13 protein-coding genes are annotated in these 20,996 nt (G+C 55.0%); 7 read left to right on the plus strand and 6 right to left on the minus strand.

The window, feature by feature from the left end; all coding sequences use genetic code 11:
- Window positions 1-91: 91 nt before the first annotated feature.
- From RIC19_RS17040 to RIC19_RS17050, 3 genes are all read left to right on the plus strand, one after another.
- Entirely contained in the window at window positions 92-1,447 is a 1,356-nt protein-coding gene (locus RIC19_RS17040; protein WP_350179551.1) for a vanadium-dependent haloperoxidase, read from the plus strand.
- A gap of 110 nt (window positions 1,448-1,557) precedes the next feature.
- Window positions 1,558-2,775: a M20 metallopeptidase family protein gene (locus RIC19_RS17045; protein ID WP_350179552.1), complete on the plus strand. Its 1,218-nt coding sequence runs from the start codon at window positions 1,558-1,560 to the stop codon at window positions 2,773-2,775.
- A gap of 1 nt (window position 2,776) precedes the next feature.
- A complete protein-coding gene (locus RIC19_RS17050) occupies window positions 2,777-3,145 on the plus strand; it encodes a YraN family protein (RefSeq protein ID WP_350179553.1) in 369 nt (122 codons plus the stop codon).
- Between the two features lie 3 nt (window positions 3,146-3,148).
- On the opposite strand, the gene RIC19_RS17055 is transcribed toward RIC19_RS17050, so the two are convergent.
- The 4 genes from RIC19_RS17055 to RIC19_RS17070 form a co-directional block, all read right to left on the minus strand.
- Window positions 3,149-3,997 carry a hypothetical protein gene (locus RIC19_RS17055; RefSeq protein WP_350179554.1) on the minus strand — a complete coding sequence of 283 codons (849 nt, stop codon included), beginning with the start codon at window positions 3,995-3,997 and terminating at the stop codon, window positions 3,149-3,151.
- A gap of 21 nt (window positions 3,998-4,018) precedes the next feature.
- A complete protein-coding gene (locus tag RIC19_RS17060; protein ID WP_350179555.1) occupies window positions 4,019-6,799 on the minus strand; it encodes a VPS10 domain-containing protein in 2,781 nt (926 codons plus the stop codon).
- 465 nt (window positions 6,800-7,264) lie between these two features.
- Window positions 7,265-10,597, minus strand: a complete 3,333-nt coding sequence (locus tag RIC19_RS17065) for a hypothetical protein (RefSeq protein ID WP_350179556.1) — start codon at window positions 10,595-10,597, stop codon at window positions 7,265-7,267.
- Window positions 10,598-10,609: 12 nt separating this feature from the next.
- Window positions 10,610-11,188, minus strand: a complete 579-nt coding sequence (locus RIC19_RS17070) for a GNAT family N-acetyltransferase (protein ID WP_350179557.1) — start codon at window positions 11,186-11,188, stop codon at window positions 10,610-10,612.
- 133 nt (window positions 11,189-11,321) lie between these two features.
- On the opposite strand from RIC19_RS17070, the gene RIC19_RS17075 reads away from it, so the two are divergent.
- The 4 genes from RIC19_RS17075 (at window position 11,322) to RIC19_RS17090 (ending at window position 16,842) form a co-directional block, all read left to right on the plus strand.
- Window positions 11,322-12,902: a M28 family peptidase gene (locus tag RIC19_RS17075; RefSeq protein WP_350179558.1), complete on the plus strand. Its 1,581-nt coding sequence runs from the start codon at window positions 11,322-11,324 to the stop codon at window positions 12,900-12,902.
- Between the two features lie 234 nt (window positions 12,903-13,136).
- Window positions 13,137-13,853, plus strand: a complete 717-nt coding sequence (locus RIC19_RS17080) for an LCIB family protein (protein ID WP_350179559.1) — start codon at window positions 13,137-13,139, stop codon at window positions 13,851-13,853.
- Window positions 13,854-13,910: 57 nt separating this feature from the next.
- Window positions 13,911-16,115, plus strand: a complete 2,205-nt coding sequence (locus tag RIC19_RS17085; RefSeq protein ID WP_350179560.1) for an amino acid permease — start codon at window positions 13,911-13,913, stop codon at window positions 16,113-16,115.
- Window positions 16,116-16,188: 73 nt separating this feature from the next.
- Window positions 16,189-16,842: a phosphoribosylanthranilate isomerase gene (locus tag RIC19_RS17090; RefSeq protein WP_350179561.1), complete on the plus strand. Its 654-nt coding sequence runs from the start codon at window positions 16,189-16,191 to the stop codon at window positions 16,840-16,842.
- A gap of 7 nt (window positions 16,843-16,849) precedes the next feature.
- Here RIC19_RS17090 and clpB read toward each other — a convergent pair whose 3' ends face one another.
- Window positions 16,850-19,453, minus strand: coding sequence for an ATP-dependent chaperone ClpB (clpB, locus tag RIC19_RS17095; RefSeq protein WP_350179562.1), 2,604 nt, complete (start codon window positions 19,451-19,453; stop codon window positions 16,850-16,852).
- An 84-nt stretch (window positions 19,454-19,537) separates the two neighbouring features.
- Window positions 19,538-20,869 (minus strand): hypothetical protein, encoded by a 1,332-nt coding sequence (locus tag RIC19_RS17100; protein WP_350179563.1) that lies wholly within the window; start codon window positions 20,867-20,869, stop codon window positions 19,538-19,540.
- Window positions 20,870-20,996 lie beyond the last annotated feature (127 nt).

The raw sequence follows: 20,996 nt of genomic DNA on the forward strand, positions 1-20,996 counted from the left end.
TCAAGCTTTGCAAATGAATCCCCTTTTCCCCATCAAGATTGGAGATTAAGTTGTTACTTTTGATGAACTTTTAACCACAACCCGGTTGATTATGCATTGGAAAGTTGGATTGTACCTCATTGTACTGGCGGCCATCACCTGGTCCTGCCAACCGACAAACCCCAATTATCAGGAGGACATCAATGACGCGGCTTACTTCCATGAGTCTATGAAGAAGCTGAGCGACGTGATTGTGTACGATATTTTTTCGCCCCCGGTCGCGAGCCGCATCTATGCTTACGCGAGCATTGCGGGCTACGAGGCCCTGCAGCCGGACTATCCGGAACAGAACACACTGTCCGGGCAGATCAGTGGGCTGGAGCCCCTGCCGCAGCCGGAGGAAGGGCAGGTCTACTGCCACCCACTGGCTTCTCTGCACGCCTTTCTGAAAGTGGGAAAAGCCCTCACCTTTTCCGAAGATAAAATGGATGCCTACCAGGAAGAACTGTATCAGCGCCTCGACAGCATACACGTGCCAGAGGATGTTTGGGACCGCTCCCTGCTATACGGAGAAGCCGTGGCCGACCACATCCTGGCCTGGGCAGACAAGGATATGTACAAGCAAACGCGGACATATCCCAAGTTTTCCATCAACGATGACCCCGCCCGCTGGCAGCCCACGCCTCCTGACTACATGGACGGCATTGAGCCCCACTGGCGGGAAATCCGGACGCTGGTGCTGGAATCTCCACAGCAATTCACCCCACCACCGCCCACCGAGTTCAGCACGGAGAAAGACAGCAAGTTCATGCAGGAGACTATGGAGGTCTACAATGCCCTGGCCGTAGCGGATACTGCGGAGCAAAAAGAGCGCAAAAACGTCGCCAAATTCTGGGACTGCAATCCTTACGTGTCCCACCATACGGGCCATGTGATGTTTGCTACTAAAAAGATCACCCCCGGTGGCCACTGGATTGGCATCACCGAGATTGTCTGTAAGCAGGACGATGCCAGCCTGGTCAAGAGTGTGGAAGCTTATACGCTCACGTCTATTGCCCTATTCGATGCCTTCATCAGCTGCTGGGACGAAAAGTACCGGAGCAACCTCATCCGCCCCGAAACGGTCATCAATAAGTATATTGACGAAGACTGGGTACCGGCATTGCAAACCCCACCTTTCCCGGAGCACACGAGCGGGCATAGCGTCATTTCCCGCGCCGCCGCTGTCGCGCTGACGTCTATTTTTGGCGATAATTTTGCCTTTAATGACACCACCGAAGAAGAATATGGCCTGCCCGCCCGGCAGTTCAGGTCTTTTTACCATGCCTCCGATGAAGCAGCCGTGAGCCGCCTGTACGGTGGGATACACTACCGGCCGGCTATTGAGTACGGCGTGGCACAGGGCGAAAAAGTGGGCAAATATATCGTGGAAGAACTACAGCTCAAGCAGCAGCTGAGCTCGAAGTAAGAGCGTGCTGGGGCTGAGCATGTCGGCTTACCGCTTTTTCCGCCACAAATAGCCTGGCAAACTGGGCTACCGCGCCCGAAATCCCTATTTTAGTGGTAAATACGATTGACATGAATGCCATCAACACAGCAACCACCCTAAAGGAAAAAGTACAGCAACTCGCTAAAGATATCCACGCCGATGTCATTGCAGTGCGCCGGCACCTGCACGAAAACCCGGAACTCTCCTACAAGGAAGAAGAAACCGGTCGCTACATTGCCGATCAACTAGAAGCAATGGGCATCCCCTATGAACATGGCATTGCCGATAATGGCGTGGTAGGGCTCATCCGCGGGCGCGATGGTGGTGGCAAAGTAATAGCTTTACGGGCTGATATCGACGCCCTGCCTATCACCGAGGCCAACGAAGTGCCTTACAAATCAAAAAACGAAGGGATCATGCATGCCTGCGGGCACGATGTGCACACCGCTTCCCTGTTGGGCGCTGCACGCATCCTCAATACCCTGAAGGACGAGTTCGGGGGCACCATCAAGCTCATTTTCCAGCCTGCTGAGGAACAGCTGCCCGGCGGAGCGTCTATCATGATCAAAGAGGGCGTGCTGGAAAATCCCAAGCCGGAGAATATCATCGGGCAGCATGTCCACCCACCGTTGGAGGTAGGTAAAATTGGTATGAAAGCCGGTCAGTACATGGCTTCTGCTGATGAGCTCTACGTCACCGTCAAAGGCAAAGGCGGTCACGGTGCCCTGCCAATGGACTGCATCGATCCGGTGGTCATCACCGCGCACATCATCACTGCCCTGCAGCAAATTGTGAGCCGCAATGCTAACCCCGGCACTCCCTGCGTGCTGACCTTCGGCCACATTGCTTCCACCGGCGGCGCCACGAATGTCATCCCTAATGAAGTAAAACTCAAGGGTACGTTCCGGACCATGGACGAAACCTGGCGCTTCGATGCCCATCAGCGCATGAAAAAGATGGCTGAGAGTATAGCCGAGGGCATGGGCGGCAGTTGTGATTTTGATATCCAAGTCGGCTATCCGGTGCTGTACAATCATGAGGAGCTGACGCAGAAGGTCCGGTCCCGCGCCGAAGCTTATCTGGGCAAAGAGAATGTCGTTGAACTGCCTATCCGTATGACTGCCGAGGACTTTGCGTACTATTCACAGGAGATGCCGGCCTGCTTTTACCGTCTGGGGACCGGCAACCCGGCTAAAGGCATCATCTCCCCTATTCATACCAACCGCTTTGATGTGGATGAGGACTGCCTGGCGCTGAGTACCGGGCTCATGGCCTGGCTGGCTTTACAGGAACTGGAGGAAGCCTAAAATGGCCCGCCACAACGATATCGGCCATGCCGGGGAAGCCATTGCCAGGCGCTACCTGGAGGAGCGCGGCTACCGCACCCTCGAAACCAACTGGCGCTACCGCCGCGCAGAAGTTGACCTCATTGTGATGGACGGCCGTACTCTGGTTTTTGTGGAAGTCAAAACCCGCAATACCACCGCCTTCGGGGAAATCGAAGACTTCGTGACCCGCAAAAAAGAGGCCATGCTGATCGCTGCTGCCCATGCTTACATGGAACATATTGACCACGACTGGGAAGTGCGGTTTGATATCATTGCCATCCTGTATCTTGATGAAAAATCTTACAGCGTTAAACACATCGAAGACGCCTTCTTCCCCGGACTGGAATAATTTTTACAGCACGCTGTCCCAGAATTGGTACAGCTCGTGCCCCATGCCACTGGGCAGCAAAGCTGAAAGTTCAGCCAGCAAGACGGCTTTCCGTGGAGCAAGCTGCTGCTGCCGTTCCTCCAAAAAGAAGTCCGTCGCGGCCCGCCGGCCTTCTGCCGTCAAACTCCGGTCTTCAGTAATGCTTTCCCGCAGGAAATCGATGCCTTTAGCCCAAGTTTTCAAACCGGTCAGTTGCACCAGTACGAGATAGGTTTCCATTTCGGTACTTATCCCGGCAGCAGGCTCTAATTGCTGCAGGCGGTTGAGGGCGCCCTCCAAATTTGCAGCTGCCCCGTCAGCATTATTAAATACCTGCTCCTGATACTGTTGCTTAGCTGCTTCGAAGTTGACGGCACCCTGATGAAAAGCAAACAGGTCGCTGCGTACCTGATCCAGCACCAGGATATCAGGCAGGGCTTTCATCAGGGTTTCGTCCCGGGACATGCGGACGCCCGCTTCGTTTTCCATAATTTTGAGGGCCTGCAACGCGCTTCGGGCAGAACCCTTTGAGGCTTCGTAATCGTTCAGTTTCCACTCACAGAGCGCCTTGAGGGCCAAAGCACTGCCCAGTAGGTTGTTTTTTTGAAGCTTACTCCGCTTTTTCGCAGCTTTGCTGATGTGTCGGTAGGCGGTGGCATAAGACAAAGTTGGCGAAACAAACACGTCAGTCTGAGGCGAAAAACGCTGCTGGTTTTCCGTAGCAGCGCCCTCATTAAAAGCTTTCTGTGCTAAGTCAAGGTGCCGCATGGCGCAGGCAGGCAACAGCAAGGCGGCGGTAATCCATAATAAAATCAAACGGGCCATAGGTCGCATAGGTATTGGTTTTTTGAGTTTCTAGGGTTGTGCGTCTCCGTTAATATCCCCGATTTTTATAGCAATCATATCCGGTAACGGTACGGGCTGTGCAGGCAGGTTGTCGATAGACAGATTGTCAGGAATAGGCGTTGCCCAGGGATCTTCCGGATTGGAAAAATCATGATCTGCGGGCACCAACCGCCAACTGTCCTGATTGGGCAGCTCATCATCAAGGCTGAGGATGAGCTTTTGCAGCTGAATCAGGTCCAGGGTGGTGATGGATTGTGAGTTGTTGGCATCCGCAGCGATGCGCAGGTAGGGGCTGTCTAAGGGGTTGATGCCCAAAATATGCTGGCTAATCAGAATGAGGTCAAAGTTAGATACGCCATTGGTATCATCTCCGTCTTTAGCAAAGTTGAGGGTCACGCTTTGCCCAAACGGCAGGCCGATGATGCTGTATGCGCCGTTTTGGGCTTCGATAACCGTACCGGTCTCCTCAATGGTGACGGTGGCATTCGCAGGCTCGTCAAAAGCCGTCCGGACAGCGCCGGTAATAGCACCGCCCACTTGTGGCAAGTCTTCCAGGTTGATGCTGTACATGGACCGGCCATAAGTACCGGCGTAGAGGGTTTGTGTAGGCAGGTGCAGGCTCAGGTCACCAATCACAACCGGAGGCAAACCGAAGCCCAGCGGCTGCCAGGTGAGCCCTTCGTTGTAACTGATATAAACGCCCACATCATTGCCCAGGTACAGGCGCTCAGGGTGGTCGGGGTCAATAATAATCTCATTGACCGGTACTTCGGGCAGGCCCGATGAGATATCCTGCCAGGTCTGCCCGCCGTCCTCTGTTCTGAATACATGCGGCAGGTATTCATCAAACCGGTAACCGGAAAAGGTCACGTATGCAACCTGGCTGTCTACAGGGCTCGTGGCTACGCGCGTCACCCATCGGTTAGGCAGGTTGGTGGAGACCTCCTCGAAGGTAATGCCGCCATCGGTGCTCTTTTGCACAAAGCCATTGTCGGTACCCACGTAAATAATATTGGTGTCCACAGGAGAAATGGAGATGTCCGTTAGTGTGCCGTAGACCAGGTTGCCGGGCTCTTCCGGCCCTGTCAGGTTTTCGCTCAGGATATTCCAGAATATGGCCCGGTTGGTGGATTTGTAGAGGCGGTAGGTGCCATAATAAAGGCTGTTGGGATTGACCGGGTTCAGGGCCACTGGCGTGCTCCAGTTGCGCCGGTCACCACTCATGATGCCATTCAGCGCAGCAAAGGAAGGCATGCCCCCGGCAATGGAGCGCCGCAATCGCCCACGCTGGGACTCCAGGTAGACAAAGTTGCTGTTGGTGGGGTCGACCAGGCAGCGGAAGCCGTCGCCACTCCAGATCAAGCCCCAGTCGTCCAACCCGGCGGTAGTGGTTCGGATGGTACCATTGTCTTGGGTGCCCCCAAATCGCCGGTTGGGGTTCAGGTTGTCGATATCGCAGGTGTAAAACTGGGTGATCGGCAGGCTGGGCTTATGCGACCAGGTTGCTCCATCGTCTTCTGAAATGTACAGCCCGCCATCGTTGCCCAAGACCATGTAATCCGGGTTATTGGGGTCAATGTAAAGATCGTGCTGGTCTACATGTACCAGATTGCCCGTAATATTGGACCAGCTGTGCCCACCGTTATCGGTCCGGTAGAGCCTGAGGCTGGGCAGGAAAACGGTCTCCGGCAGATTCGGGTGGGGAAATAAACGTCCAAACCACCACATGAAGTCGGGCCCGTTCACGCCGCTTGTGCCGGCATCGTACCAGCTATCCCCCCCATCGTCACTCCGGTACACCGCTTGCAGGAACCCGATGGTATCAATCAGCTGAGCGTAGATGATTTGCGGGTTCGCCGGGGACAGGGCCAGCCCAATGCGCCCGGTCGCCCCACCCGGCAACCCGTTGGTGAGGTGCTCCCAGGTATCGCCACCATCGTAAGAGCGGTAGATGCCCGAACTCAGGCCACCGTAGCGGTAATAGCCAGGCGTGCGCACCCGTTCCCAGGTAGCCGCATAGATCGTATCCGGATGCTGAGGGTGCAAAACCAGGTCGATGGCTCCGGTGGAGTCATTCACGTACAATACCTGCTCCCAAGTCGCACCGCCATCTCCGGTACGGTATACGCCCCGCTCGGGGTTATCACCATACAACCGGCCCATTGCTGCTACATAGACCCGGTCCGGATCGTTCGGATGGACCTCCAGGCGGCCGATACTACCGCTTTCCTCCAACCCAATGGGCTCAAAGGTAGCGCCGCCATCAGTACTTTTGTACATCCCCACGCCATCGTAGGCTATGGAGCCGCCACCGGCATTGGCCTCGCCCGTGCCTACATAAATCGTGGAGGGGTCAGAAGGGGCAATGTCCAAATCGCCAACCGAGAGGCTAATCTGGTCATCAAATACGGGCTCGAAGGTGTCGCCCCGGTCGTAGGAGCGGAAGACGCCTCCGGAGGCAGCGCCCACCCAGATGGTATCAGGGAAATCCGGGTGTACATCAAGGGCTGTAATCCGGCCGCCGATATTCATGGGGCCTTCAAAGTTCCAGCTTGCGTTTTGTGGGCTGCGGGACAGCTGCTGAGCGACGGCTTTTTGGTGCTGCTGTGCGCCGCGCTTGTACACGGCGTGGTTGATGCCATCGGGGTAAGCTCGTTGCCGGAACAGCCAGTCACTGGGCTCTTCTTCCTCGTAGGCTTCTTCGTGCGCTACGGGTGACGACTGGGGTTGGCAAGCCTGCCCAAGCAGGATGAATAAGGGCAGAACGAGGAGTGGGTTTAAATTTCTCATAGGGATTACAATTATGATACCAACGAGGGCATAATAGCTATACCAAGGGCTCTGTCGTAAAATAGTGTGAGGCTATCAGGAGTACTCAGTTAGTCCATGATCTCCGAATCAACTTAACGACTCCTGCCACAAGATAAGAAATGACTTTTTATGAGGTGCTGGAATATAGGAAGAACTTGAGAGGGAGGGGCACGCGGAGGGGCTTTCGCCACGCTTTGCGAGCTTTACGTGAAATTGGGAGACTGCTCCGTAAACGAAGTGGCGGGACTGTTAAAAATGTGTGTGTCAAAAAACCACGAGATTAGCAGCATGAAAAACGCAAAAGAAAAAGAAGATTTCGGGCACTCGCCCTCGACCCCTGGACAGCCAACCTCACCGGACTTTGCGCAGCAGTCTGCAGACTTTGCGTGAAACCCCAAAAAAGTACACTTGCCTGCATAAAAACTCTCCGGCAGGCTTTTCAAACTAAGCCCCCAGTACCTCCAATACTTCTTCGAAAGTACGTCGGAAGTCTTGTTTCCATAAGGCTACCACTTCCTGAACCCGAGCTTTGGCACGGGCGACAGCCTCCAGGTTGCCGCCTTCTTCTGAAACCAGAAGCAGGAAGTAGCCCGTCAGGGCTTCAATGACCGGGCGTTGGGACAAGTGCCAGCGGGTCGCCTTATTGTTTTCCGGATCGTAGAGCAGTATGAACAAGTCTTCCAAAGCAAAGCGCATCAATATGTGGTAATGCCCGAATTCCGTAGCCTGTACTCTAATGAGGAAACGCCAGTCGCTGCGGGCGGCTTCCAGCAAAGATTGCAGAAGCATGCGCAGTAAAAGGTAGGGCAAAGGCTGCCGCACGGGTACAGATTCCAACGCCCGGAAGAAGGCTTCCAGCACCTCGTAAATCAATGGCTCCGGACCCACCCACTGCGGGTGCTCCAGTACGGCTTCGTAGACCACCTCCAGAATATCCAGAATTTGTTCCTGGCTCAGGCGGGGCTTCCACTTACCGGAGCGGGGCGGGGCGGCAATCGTTTTGAGGGTTTGCTCCAAAGCAACCACCAGTATGCTAACCGGCTCTTCTTCGTCGATATCCAGTACCAGGTGCAGGTTGTGAGCGGTACGCTCAATCGTTAAGCGCAGCAGCTCGGGTAACAGCTCGGGCTTTCCCAAACCACTATCGCGGAGTGCTCCTGCAACATCTGAAACCAACAACTGCAGTACCCGGTCACGGGCCACCAGTTCCGGGTACTGATCCAGCGCCATCAGGGCAGATTCTATCAGTTGGTCCGCCTGTGCCTCATCAAAACCTTCACTGAAATCCAAACCGTTTTGGCCAAACAGCACCAGGTCGATCAGAATGAGGCCGCGCTCGTTGGGGTAGCGCAGGAGAAGACCATCCAGGATATAGGCCAGGAGTTCTTCCAACAGGTGCAAACGGTAGGTAGGCGTACTATTGACCCCGGTGGGAAACACGAAGCTGAAGACCATCCGCAGGGCATGCTCCAGAATACTGCGTTCCAGTGTGTTTGTGGCGAAGGTCACTTTTGCCAGTACTTTAGGGCTCCGGACTGCGGCGTACAAGCTGCTCTGAACGATCAGCTCCAAAGTCCCGGCAGACAGGCGGCTGCCTGTAGGTATAGTCTCCAGCACATCAAAGACCGTATCCAGGACCGTCCGGAGTACCGTTTGCTGCCCTACCCTGCCCGTTACCCAATCAGGATAACGCACCACTTCTTCCAGCAGCAATTCGAGCAAATAAATCCCCTGCTCCGGGCTGAGCCCCGGCCGCCAGCGCCCTTCCCGGTCCTCCCGTTGGGTCAGTGCCGCCAGTATTTCCCGGGTAGCAATAACCAGCAGGTGGCGGGGCGTACCCGTCTCGGCATCAATGAGCACATGTGCATGCTCGCCCGTCTTTTCCAATACGAGCCGTAATAAAAATGGCAGCAATCCAGCTTGCCGCAGGCTTGCCGAATCTACGGCACGAGCCAGGCTGCGCACCAGGTACTGCATGCCTTCGTTCTGCGTGACCAGCTCCGGATAGTTGGCGAAAGCCAGCAGGGCTGCATCGATCAGGTCATCTGCGAGTTCAGCATCAAAGCCCTGCTCGTAGACCATGCCACTTTCAAACAAGACCAGCTCGGTGAGTACCAGACCGGCGCGATTGGGGTGCTCGGCAATAATGGTTTCCAGTACGTATTCCAGCAGCTCCTCCAACAGCTCCAGGCGGCTGAGCTTGGGTGTTTTTTTATCGTAAATGACGATGAAGACCAACTGCAAGGCCTGCTCCAAGATAATCGTCTCCCGTTCATCGGTGCTCCAGGGCAGGGTGTCTAGCACCGCCTCACTTGTCAGGGCGGTCCGCAGGCTGATCCGGATCATAAAATGCAGCACTTCCGGCGAGAGGCGCTCGCCTTCCGGCAAATGCCGCAGGGCACGGAAAACCACATCCACCACTTCAGCCAGTACCGGACGGCCCCGTACCTCTTCTTCAATCCAGCCCGGGTTGGCCACCACTTCCGCAAGCAGGAACTCCAGGAGGTCGCGCCAATCCTCTTTGGTCAGTACGGTATTCCAGCCCTGCGCTTCAGCATTATTGGCGACGACCGTCAGTATTTGCCGCAGCGCATTGACCAGCAGGTGTTCTGCCGTCCCTGCGGTGGTGGGCCAAAGGACCATCAATTGCCCGGCGGACTGTTGCAGAATAATCCGCAGAATGTCCGGCAACACCTCAGGCTGTTGTAAATCAGCGGATTGCAGAGCTTTGGCAGTCTGTGTGATGAGGTCTTCCAGGCGTTGTGCTCCGGTAATCAGACGGGGATGACGGGCAACCACCTCCAACGTTACCTGCACGAGTTCGTCTAACGTCTGCACACTCAGGGTTTCTCTGAGGCTGACCTGATCGCCCGGGCTGTCGAGGATGGCCCGGAGTAGTACGCCGGTGCTCCGCTCTATGATTCGGCTCGTTGGGTAGTTAGTATCAAACAGCAGTTCGGGATTGGCAGCAACGAATTCGCCAGCATGCCGGATGCTGCTGCGCAGCAGCAACTGCCCCCAGTTGATGATCGTCTCCTGCTCCTGAAAGCTCAGCTGTACCGAGCGTTCGTAAAGATCTTCTGCAATATGCCGGGTGGTCGTGCGAATAAACAACTGTACCTTCTCGTCTTCACTCACTTCCGGTGTCAGCTCGCCCACGGTTTCCGCAGCAGCGGCAAACAAGCGGGGCAGCATGATGGCATTGAATTGCTCATAAAGCGGTGCCCCTTCCGCAAACTGCACCTCATCAAAGGCGCTAAGGAAGTGGCGGAGTATACGCCCCCGGGAAGAATGTTGGTTCAATGCGCCGGGCACATCCAGGAAGTAGTCGATACCGACTTCGACCAGGCTGCCCATCACCAGTTTCAAGGCACTATCGCGCTCCAGATAACCCTCCTGCCACTGCCGGACTCTGAAGAGGTTCCACAAATCGGGAGCTTGCAGCTCCAGGACTTTCCCTTCGGCTACCTGCTTAAAGCCCAGGTAGTACTGCCGGTAGCGCTGTAGTTCTTCAGCCGGCAACTGCAGGTCTTGCATCGCCCGCCCGTGCAGCTTCCGCAGGTCATCAAAACCTTCCAAAAGCTCCGGTGACCATTCGAAGAAGGCGATCATAGTCGACAGATCGATGTTGGTATCAAAATCCGGTAAGGGGAGTACCAGAATACGGCCTTGCAGGCTCTGCGCATACGCACGCTGAATATTCCGGCTGAGCTTGATAGCGGAATGGATTGCAAACAGGACGGCTTCCGCAGCCAGAGTTGGAGTGGACAGAGGCATTTGAGGTTGAGTTTATATCCCTAAATATTCAGACCGGGTGAGCCCAAAAAGCATCGTATCAATCAGCTCGCCGCTAAGCTTCCGGAAGTCGCCCCGCAGGTCGCCCTCCCGCCGGAACCCACACTTGCGCGCCAGGCGCTGACTGGCCACGTTTTCCATGGCCGTACGGAGGATCAGCTTTTCCAGTGCCAGTTGTTTGAACGCAAACTGCTGCACAACACGCAGAGCTTCGGTCATCAGCCCCCGCCCCATGTATTCCCGGTCGATAAAGTAGCCGACCTCTCCTTTGGGCGTTTCCCAGTCGATGTGAAAGAGGCGTGCCATACCGATGAGTTGGGTGGTTTCGTTGTGCCAAATCCCAAAGCAATAGCCGTTCTGTAAATACCAGTCGGCCAAGCTGCGGCGTACAAAGAACTCGGCATGCTCCACATCACTGATTTCCCGCAATGTTCTTGGGAAAGCATCGTAAAGGAAGCTGTAATTGTCCTCCACCAATTCGTATAGCGCAGCACCTTCCCCTTCGCGGAAGCGTCGGATGAGGACATGTTGGCTCAAAAGGGCCGTATCAATTTGTAGCAATCGCGCCTGCATAGTGCCATTTTGCCGTAAGGTAAGGCTTTTCAGGCAATGCGCCGGCGGGTAGCTGACCAAAATTCGCAGGAATAGCCCCCCGGCATTTATTAAATTAGCGGACTGATTTTGAACACTAAAAAGAAAGACTTGTATGAAAAAACTACTATTTGCTTTAGCTTTCCTGATAGGCACTCTGGGGCTATCAGCCCAGGAGCCGGTCAATGAAGAACTGGTGGAAGCAATCCGTAAGCACGGACTAGACCAAAGCCAGGCCATGACAACCGCTCAGCTCATGATGGATGTCTACGGACCGCGCCTCACCGGTTCCCCTATGCTGGAAAAGGCAACCGGATGGGCGGTATCCCAACTCAAGGAATGGGGCATGGATAATGTTCACACGGAAGAATGGGGCCCATTTGGGCGGAGTTGGGAGTTGCAGCACTTTGAGATGCACGCGCATACGCCTGCCTACTGGTCTATCATCGGGGTGCCTAAAGCATGGTCGCCTTCCGTCAGTGCCAAAGAGGCTGAGGTCATTTACCTGGAAGCCAATACCAAAGAAGAACTCGATGCCTATAAGGGCAAACTCAAAGGCAAGATTGTGCTGGTGGATACCCTGCGCTCGGTAGACGAGTGGTTTGATGCCCCGGCCCGCCGGTACGACAGTGACGAGCTGCTCGATATGGCCAATGCCGATCTGCCGACACCACGGCCCCGCCGCAACTACAATACCACCGGAGGGTTCTCCTTCAACAAATACCTGTGGGAGACCCTGGCTGAAGAAGCGCCCATTGCGGTGCTCGACCGCAGTTATAAGGGCGACCTCGGCACGGTCTTCGTATCCGGCGCACGCACGGGCGAGTGGGGCAGCTACCGCGATGACGATGCCAAAGTGGTCCCTCAAATCACCCTTGCCGTTGAGCATTACAACCGCATCTTCCGCTTGTTGCAGCAGGGCATCCCCGTGAAGCTAAGCCTGGACCTGAAGGCCCGGTACTACAATCCGGATGAAGGGATGGAGCGCAATATCATTGCTGAAATCCCGGGCACCGACCTCAAAGATGAAGTGGTTATCTTCGGTGCGCACTTTGACAGCTGGCACGCCGCTACCGGAGCCACGGATAACGGTGCCGGCTCCACGGTCATGATGGAAGCCGCCCGCATCCTGCAGGAGGTTATCAAAGAAACGGGCATTCAGCCCCGCCGTACCCTGCGCCTGGCGCTTTGGACCGGCGAAGAGCAAGGGCTGTATGGCAGCCGGGGCTACGTGGGCAATCACTACGCGGAGTTTCCGGAAGGCACTTACAATCCGCAGTCCATCAAGCCGGCACAGGCTAAAGTATCGGCGTACTATAACTTGGACAACGGTACCGGTAAAATCCGTGGAGTTCACCTACAAGGCAATCATGCGGTGAGCCCTATCTTCCGGGCCTGGCTGGAGCCTTTCAAGGACCTGGAAGCCGGTACACTTACCTTGTCCAATACCGGGGGCACCGACCACCTGGCTTTTGACGCGGTAGGCATCCCGGGCTTTCAGTTCATACAGGACCCGATGGCGTACTTCACCCGTACCCACCATTCCAATATGGATAACCTGGACCACCTGGTGGAGGACGACCTGAAGCAAGCCGCAACCATCATCGCCTCTTTTGTCATGCACACGGCGATGCGCGATGAGCTGCTGCCCCGAAAGCCCCTCGATCTGGAGGAGGAGGCGAAAAGCGAGGAATAGCCTCCTGCTTTTTCGCATGTGCTCCTGATACCCAACTGAGAGCATGTTTGGAGCTCTGAGTTAATGGGTATTTAAAGGCAGAAATAGTGACTTTTCCCGTTTGAGCTTTATCTTTAGGGAGAGGTCACTATTTTTTTGTGAACAACATTACTGAAGCCACACCAGGTTACCACTAACTTGCCCGCCCGGTAATACCCCTACTGAAAGCCTATTTCATTCACCAATACTATTGACATGTTACAACGAAAATTCGACAAGATCGTCAAGGGGCACTTTCCCAATGCGATTGATGCCAAAGACACTTCCATCAGGTATATGGGCAAAATGCAATCTGAGTACGGGCTCGATGTGTCTAAAGTACTCATGGCAACCTCTTTGTGCTCCGATGACATCAACGTGCCGTCTACTACTTTTTTCAGTGTGCTTTTCGGCCCATTCATTATGGGAGGGTTGGGTGGTATACCCTTTGCCGGACAAACCGGTATGACGGCCTTTGCACACCATATCCCCGATGACGGCTCTGCTTTTATCTTCTACGGCCCGCATATTGGCGTGACCCTGGAAGGAGAAGCCGGGAAGATGTACCGGCCCCGGCAAGACCACCCTGGCAACTCCTGTGGCGCGCTGATGCTGGCACTCGACCGCTTCCGCAAAGATAGCAGCTACACTCCTCAGGTAAACGATGATGACTATCAGCAGATGACGCTGGAAAAAAGCCTTCTACCCTACCGGGACGAAATCATGGCTGCTGATAATCAGGAAGTGGCTATTACAGAGGCGACCTACAAGGTGATTGACCAAAAGATCCATCAGTATATCAACGATACAAAGTCGGAGTTCCAAGGGAATCATGTAACACTACTGGGGGGTATTGTCATCAATACTGACTATGGGCTGGATGATTACTTTGCCGTCCGGAATTTTGAAGTGATAAACCTGAAGGAGTTGTAGGCAAAATCCTCACCCGTGTTGTTATTGGTTTGAGCGATACCCAAAACCAACAGCACTATGGCGAATAGTTTACGCGACATCTTTCACAAAAAACTCATCCCGGTCACCTTTGAGCGCACCCAGGGCTTGTTTGGAGCGACCACCATTGGCGTAGGCGCGCTTATGGGCGCAGGCGTGTACGTCCTCATCGGGCTGGCAGCGGGCGTAGCGGGCCCTTCGGTCTGGATTGCTTATATCCTGTGCGGAGGGCTTGCTTTTTTGACCACCCTCCTGTTTGCAGAGATGGCCCGGCTGGTCCCCATTTCCGGTGGAGGCTACGCCTATGCCTATCAATCATTGGGCAGCCTGGGCGGTTTTGTGACAGGCTGGTTTCTGGCACTGGGCAGTGTTTTCGCCTGTGGGCTTTATGCCATTGGCTTCGCAGAGTATTTTACTGCGATTTTTGGCTACACGGTGCCCGCTTTCGGGGTAAAAGCAACCGCCGGGGCACTAGTGTTGCTTTCGTCCTACCTGAATGCCAAAGGTACGGAAGGGGCCGACCGCATCCAGAATCTGCTGACGTGGGGCAACCTTGCCATTCTCACAATCCTACTGATCGGTGCAGCCTTCTTCCTGCGCCCCGAACTCGCCACCCCCACTTTTCAGACAGGCTACGCTGGCACATTCAATGCCATTGGTATCATCTACATTTCCTTCTTCGGTTACCAGTTGATTGCCAATAATGCCGATGAAATCCGTGACCCTAAAGTGACCATCCCCAAAGCGATGAAGTTGTCTATGGGCATTGCATTCACCTTTTATTTGTTGGTAGCAGTGGTAAGCATTATGGTGGTGCCCTGGCAGGAGCTGGCAAAAAGCAGTGCCCCCCTCGCCGATGTTGCTACTGCTGTTTTTGGCGGTGCGGGCTGGTTCCTGATCTCCCTGGGCGGCATTCTGGCGGCGGCCGGCGCACTCAACAGCACCCTTCTATCGCAGGGGCGGCAAATCTACGCGATGGGCCGGGACCGGTTTATGCCAGACCTGCTGGGCAGGGTACACGAGGGGGACAAAACCCCGCGGGCAGCCATCCTGACCGGAGGAGGGTTGATCCTGGTTTTCCTGTTGCTTTTTGACCTGGCCTTTATTGCCAAAGCCGCCAACTTCTGCCTCTTGGTTTCCCTACTGCCCGTCTCCTTAGCCTTACGGCACATTTACCGCAACCGCCCGGAGCACCGCCCCAAAGCGCTGTGGAAGAAGATCCTGCCCGAACTCACGCTGATTTGCAACCTTGGCCTGCTCTTTACCCTCGATTGGCTGTCGCTATTATTTGGCCTGCAGCTGACGCTCATCGGTGGGGCGGTCTACTTTTTTTACGCCCGCAAGCGCGTCTTCCGGCAAGAAACCGGACTGCAACTAACGCTGGCAGACGAACGGCCACGGCTTCATTTGAGGAGCACGGAACGCATCCTCATGCCCGTAGCCAATCCCAACACGCAGCAGAGCATTTTCGAATTGTGCCACGCCCTGCTGGCGGCAAAAGGTGGAGAAATCATCGCGCTCCACGTCGTGAATACCCCCGAACAGGTCGACTTCAGAACCGCCCTCTCGGAATCCGATCAGTCTCTGGAGTTGCTGGAGCGCACTGCGCTATGGCCTACGGTAAATAGTGTGACCGTCAAGCCCGTCATCCGGGCTTCACACAAACTCGGCATGGGCATTGTCCACGCTGCGGAAGAGGAGAGCTGCGACATCACGGTGATGGGGTATGCGGGCAAATCTGCCAAACCCGCTACTTTAAACCTGCTGGAGCAAATACTCAACAAAGCACCTACTGATTTTATTTTCTTCCGCCTTCAGCGCTCGGGAGAAACCTTTCAGCCCCGCCGTATTGCGGTATCCCTGGGCAGCCGCCTCAACCTCAACCTGATGGTGCGCCTGGCGGGTGCATTGGCTACACAGTTTGGCGGGAACATCACCTTTCTCAATATTCTGCCCGGAGACTTCACGGCCGCCCAGCAGGCGGAGTCCGGCAAAATTTTCATTGAAGCCATTCAGCGGCACTCCGCCCGGGCTCTCTATAATACGCAGGTGCTGGCATCCGATAACCCTATCGACACCCTCGTTGAGCAATCCAAGGCGTTTGACTTGCTGATTGTCGGAACGACCAAGGTGGCCTTTCTGGAACGGATGGTGGTTGGCAATTTTACCACCCAGCTAACTGAGCGGGCGCATTGCAGTGTAGCTATTGTGCGCGTGAAGCCGATTGCCCGAAGGGTATTATAAAAGTGGGAAATGGTCCACTTTCTCATGCGGGCCAGTATTGGCCGACCGGAAGTGGAAACAAAAACGCTAGAAAATGATGCCTAAGATCAAAATTTGCTGCATCAGCAGTATTGCAGAAGCACAGCTCGCCATACGGTACGGAGCAGATGCAATTGGCCTTGTCGGGCCTATGCCCAGCGGGCCAGGGACACTGACCAATGATGCCATTGCCAAAATTGCACCCTCAGTGCCACCACCCATTGCTACGTTCTTACTGACCTGCGAGACAAAAGCGGCAGACATCATCGCACATCAGCAAAAAGTCCACACCAATACCCTACAGTTGGTGGATGCCCTGTCGGCAGGTACTTATGCGGATATCCGGGCAGCACTACCGGCCGTCAGGATTGTACAAGTGGTTCATGTGATCGATGAAGGCTCCGTAGAGGAAGCCATCCGCTTGTCTGTCAACGTGGATGCACTGCTGCTCGACAGCGGCAACCCCCATCTTAAAATCAAGGAACTGGGCGGTACCGGGCGTACCCACGACTGGTCGCTAAGTCGGCGTATTGCCAGGCAGGCACAGGCACCCGTCTTTCTCGCAGGAGGACTGAACGCTCAAAACGTCCGGCAGGCCATTGAGGAGGTGCAGCCCTACGGTATTGACCTATGCAGCGGGGTGCGCACCGATGGAAAGCTGGACGAGGCAAAGCTGGCTGAATTTGTAAAAGCGGTTCGAAGAGCCTGAACAGCCCTTACTTCTTCCCAAAAGTCAACTCCTCGCCCTCCACATCCACAAAGATCATATCCCCGGCGGCAAAAGTGCCGGAGAGGACGTGTTTGGACAGCTCATTGACCACTTCCTTTTGCAGGACGCGCTTCATAGGGCGTGCCCCAAACTGAGGGTCGTACCCCATTTCCGCCAGTAAGTCTTCAGCAGCAGGTGTAAGCTCAATGGACATGCCCTGATCGCTCAGCATTTTTTTCACTTTGCGCAACAGCAGGTGCAAAATCTGCTTGATTTCGTCCCGGGTAAGGGGCAGGAACATAATGCGCTCGTCAATGCGGTTGAGGAACTCCGGGCGCAGTTCATCTTCCAGCAGGTCGAATACTTCCTCTTTGGTCGCCTGCAGGACTTCCGGTTGTTTGTCTTCCGGAAGCTCAATAAGGTCTTCGAAGTTTTCCAGGATGACCTCTGCGCCCATATTGGACGTCATGATGATGAGGGTATTCCGGAAATTCGCCACCCGCCCTTTATTATCGGTCAGGCGGCCATCATCGAGCACTTGCAGGAGGACATTGAAGGTATCAGGGTGGGCTTTCTCGATTTCATCCAGCAGGACGATGGAGTAAGGGCGGCGGCGTACCGCTTCGGTCAGCTGCCCGCCTTCGTCATAGCCTACGTAGCCCGGAGGCGCGCCCACCAGGCGGGAAACCGCATGCCGCTCCTGATACTCGCTCATATCAATACGGGTGATGGCCTTTTCGTCATTGAACAAGACTTCCGCCAGGGCTTTTGCCAGTTCTGTTTTACCCACTCCCGTTGGGCCCAGGAAAATAAAAGAGCCGATGGGGCGGTCTACATCCTGTAACCCGGCCCTGCTCCGCCGCACGGCATCCGCCACGGCACGTACGGCTTCATCCTGCCCAATGAGGCGTTTGTGGAGCTCGTCTTCCAGGCGCAGAAGTTTATCCTTCTCGCTCTGCATCATCTTGGTGACCGGAATGCCGGTCCAGCGGGATACGATCTCGGCGATGTCATCCCCGGAGACCTCATCGTTGGTAAACCGCTTTTCCTCAGACAGCTCATCCAGCTTTTCTTCGGCGGCTTTGAGCATGGCTTCCTCCTCCTGCATCTGCCCGTAGCGGATTTTGGCTACGAGCTCGAAGTCACTGTTGCGCTCTGCCTTAGCTGCTTCGGTCTCCAGCCCTTCCATGCGTTTTTTGATACCCTGAATGGTATCAACAATTTCTTTTTCGTTCTGCCAGGTGGCCCGGATACCATCTCGTTTTTGACGGGCGTTAGCAATCCGCTCGTTAATGGCTTCCACTTTACGGTCGTTGCCTTCCCGCTTGAGGGCCTCCCGCTCGATCTCCAACTGACGTACGCGCCGGTCCCATTCGTCCACTTCTTCAGGTACGGAGTCGAGCTCCAGGCGAAGCTTGGCAGCCGCCTCATCGATCAGGTCAATAGCCTTATCCGGCAGGTGGCGGTCAGCGATGTAGCGGTGGGACAGTTCGGCAGCAGCGATCAGGGCGCTGTCCAGAATTTCTATTTTATGGTACACTTCGTACCGTTCCTGCAAACCACGGAGAATGGAGATCGTGTCCTCGACACTCGGCTCTTCAATCAGGACCGTTTGGAATCGGCGCACCAGGGCTTTGTCTTTTTCGAAGTACTTTTGGTACTCGTCCAGGGTCGTGGCGCCAATGGTCCGCAGCTCGCCCCGGGCCAATGCCGGCTTCAGGATATTGGCGGCATCCATGGCTCCGTTGCCGCCGCCGGCACCGATGAGGGTGTGGATCTCATCCACAAACAGGATCACCTCTCCATTAGAATCGGCCACTTCTTTGATGACGGCTTTCAGGCGTTCCTCAAATTCACCTTTGTATTTGGCGCCGGCAATCAGGGCAGCGATATCGAGGGTGAGGATTTTCTTTTCGCGGAGATTTTCGGGCACATCGCCCTGCACGATCCGCCAGGCAATGCCTTCAACGATCGCCGTTTTGCCCACGCCTGCCTCACCGATAAGGATGGGGTTGTTTTTCTTGCGGCGGCTGAGAATGTGGAGCACACGCCGGATTTCCTCATCGCGCCCGATGATGGGGTCGAGCTTACCGGACTCCGCCCGCTCATTGAGGTTGATGGCGAATTTTGTCAAAGAATTGTAACCGCTCTCGGCACTTTGATCGGTGACTTTCCGCCCTTTGCGCAACTCCAGAATAGCCTCGCGCATTTTTTCTTCCGTAGCGCCCTCCTCCTGCAACAGTTTCCCCGTTTCATCATCGCCCAGCGCAATGCCCATTAGCATTAGCTCAATCGAGATGTACTCGTCCCCGAAATCAGACAGCAGTTTCTTAGCCCGGCTGAGCGATTTATTAGCAGGCTTGGTTAAATATTGCTTTTCGGTACCTTTTACTTTGGGCGTCGCCTTGATGGCTTTATCTATACCTGCTTGCAATGCCGTCATCGTCACGCCGCACTTACTAAACAGGAAAGTGGCAACGTCTTCTTCAACTTCCAGAATCCCCCGGATGAGATGGGCCGTCCCTACTTGCTGTTGGTCTGAATTGCCGGCAATCTGCTGGGCTTTCTGAATCGCTTCCTGGGATTTGGTGGTGAAATTGTCGTAGGTCATTGAGGCCTGTTTGGTTTAAAGGTAAAAGAAGTCAGAAGTCCAAAGATGGACAATTTTGATCGACTAGCTTCCGAAGAATTCAGATTATTCGGGCCGATAAGTAACCGAACCGCAGGTTTCCCCGGTGGCAGGCTCGAAAGTCCACTGTCTGAGGCTCTTGGCCATTTGGGCCGTCCATGCGCCATCATTGCCCCGGTTTTTCATGGGCTTTACGTCCACCACTTCCCCGGAGGCTGCCACACAAACTTCAAAGATAGCTGTGGCCTGCGGACGGGGCGGCAGCGGGGCCGTGCGCCTTGGCCTTCGGTCAGACAAGTTGCCTGACCACTGCAAATCCGCCGGTTCGTCTACTGCCGGCTCCACCACTCTACCCGGCTGTTCTTCATTTGGAGTGGCTTGCTCCGTAGTATTCATACTGCCCGAAGACATCCAGTATAGCCCACCAAAACCAACAATCAAAATGAGGCTTGCGGCTATGGATAAGCGACGGGACAGACTTCGCCTTTTGGGCAGGGCCGTCACGGGTGCCGGACTAGGAGGCTGACCGGGTTCTTGAGGCACCACATCGTGCCAATCCTTGGAGGGTTCTTTTTTGGCACTACGGGATGGTGAAGGTGCACCTGCCTTGCCCCCTCCGGTCAGCGTCCGGGGGCTTAGCGGAGCGGTATCCGCTGTGGTTAGGGCGATCCCGGATACCGTAAACGTTGCGGGGGCCGTTGCCCCAGCCTCGGTTACGATTTGCACCTGCTCTTCCCAGGTAATATTACGGTGCTCCCGGGCACCCATCACTTCTTCAATCACTGTCAGCTTGAGCAGCAGGCGAAAAGTGCCCTCCCGTATGGGCTCCACATAAAACTTCCACTCTGTGTAGGTATCATCCTCCAGGAACTGCCGCTCATCGTGGTAGGTACGGATGTGGAAAGCGGGTTCGCTGTTGGCATCGATCAGCTCGGCCTCCATGACTTCTGACACCTTCACTTCTTTGACCTCCACTGCATCCGTGAGTTCAAGGTTATCCGCAATGACGGCGCGGTCGTAAGCCAGGCGGATGACACAGATTTCTTCCCTGCCCACTTCCATCTGACGGGGGATTTTGTGCAACAGTACACCTTGCCCCTTAGGTTTCATGCCAGCAGAAGGGGGGCTAAAATCAGCAACTTCCAGCCCATCAATCCATTCCAGTAAATTCAGGCGGATACGATTATAATCCAATTGCAGGTCTTCGCTGGATTTGACACCCATGACTTTAGCCCGGTTGGCTTCGTTAAGCTGTGCTTTTAGCAAAAGGAGTTCATTCGCTTTAGGGCACTCTGCCGGCAAGCGGTCCTCAATACTATCGAATGCCCTACCCATGCTCTCGGTGATGAGCGTGCGCCAGGTGCGCTTCCAGTCCGACAGTTGTGCTTCCGTTGTCATCTTCCAAATATACGTTTTTGGTAGCTCAAAAGTACGGGAATCAGCTACGAAAAGAGGGCAGCAACCGCTAGGCCCTGCCCTTCCATTACACTTAAACAATAGACTTGATGCGCCGGGTCAGCGTAGT

It is taken from the genome of Phaeodactylibacter sp. (assembly GCF_040219495.1).
GTDB lineage: Bacteria > Bacteroidota > Bacteroidia > Chitinophagales > Saprospiraceae > Phaeodactylibacter.

What these genes read in the sequence shown, in the direction of transcription:
- RIC19_RS17040 (WP_350179551.1), top strand. Translation starts at nt 92, where the DNA reads ATGCATTGGAAAGTTGGATTGTACCTCATTGTACTGGCGGCCATCACC.
- RIC19_RS17045 (WP_350179552.1), top strand. Translation starts at nt 1,558, where the DNA reads ATGAATGCCATCAACACAGCAACCACCCTAAAGGAAAAAGTACAGCAA.
- RIC19_RS17050 (WP_350179553.1), top strand. Translation starts at nt 2,777, where the DNA reads ATGGCCCGCCACAACGATATCGGCCATGCCGGGGAAGCCATTGCCAGG.
- RIC19_RS17055 (WP_350179554.1), bottom strand. Translation starts at nt 3,997, where the DNA reads ATGCGACCTATGGCCCGTTTGATTTTATTATGGATTACCGCCGCCTTG.
- RIC19_RS17060 (WP_350179555.1), bottom strand. Translation starts at nt 6,799, where the DNA reads ATGAGAAATTTAAACCCACTCCTCGTTCTGCCCTTATTCATCCTGCTT.
- RIC19_RS17065 (WP_350179556.1), bottom strand. Translation starts at nt 10,597, where the DNA reads ATGCCTCTGTCCACTCCAACTCTGGCTGCGGAAGCCGTCCTGTTTGCA.
- RIC19_RS17070 (WP_350179557.1), bottom strand. Translation starts at nt 11,188, where the DNA reads ATGCAGGCGCGATTGCTACAAATTGATACGGCCCTTTTGAGCCAACAT.
- RIC19_RS17075 (WP_350179558.1), top strand. Translation starts at nt 11,322, where the DNA reads ATGAAAAAACTACTATTTGCTTTAGCTTTCCTGATAGGCACTCTGGGG.
- RIC19_RS17080 (WP_350179559.1), top strand. Translation starts at nt 13,137, where the DNA reads ATGTTACAACGAAAATTCGACAAGATCGTCAAGGGGCACTTTCCCAAT.
- RIC19_RS17085 (WP_350179560.1), top strand. Translation starts at nt 13,911, where the DNA reads ATGGCGAATAGTTTACGCGACATCTTTCACAAAAAACTCATCCCGGTC.
- RIC19_RS17090 (WP_350179561.1), top strand. Translation starts at nt 16,189, where the DNA reads ATGATGCCTAAGATCAAAATTTGCTGCATCAGCAGTATTGCAGAAGCA.
- clpB (WP_350179562.1), bottom strand. Translation starts at nt 19,453, where the DNA reads ATGACCTACGACAATTTCACCACCAAATCCCAGGAAGCGATTCAGAAA.
- RIC19_RS17100 (WP_350179563.1), bottom strand. Translation starts at nt 20,869, where the DNA reads ATGACAACGGAAGCACAACTGTCGGACTGGAAGCGCACCTGGCGCACG.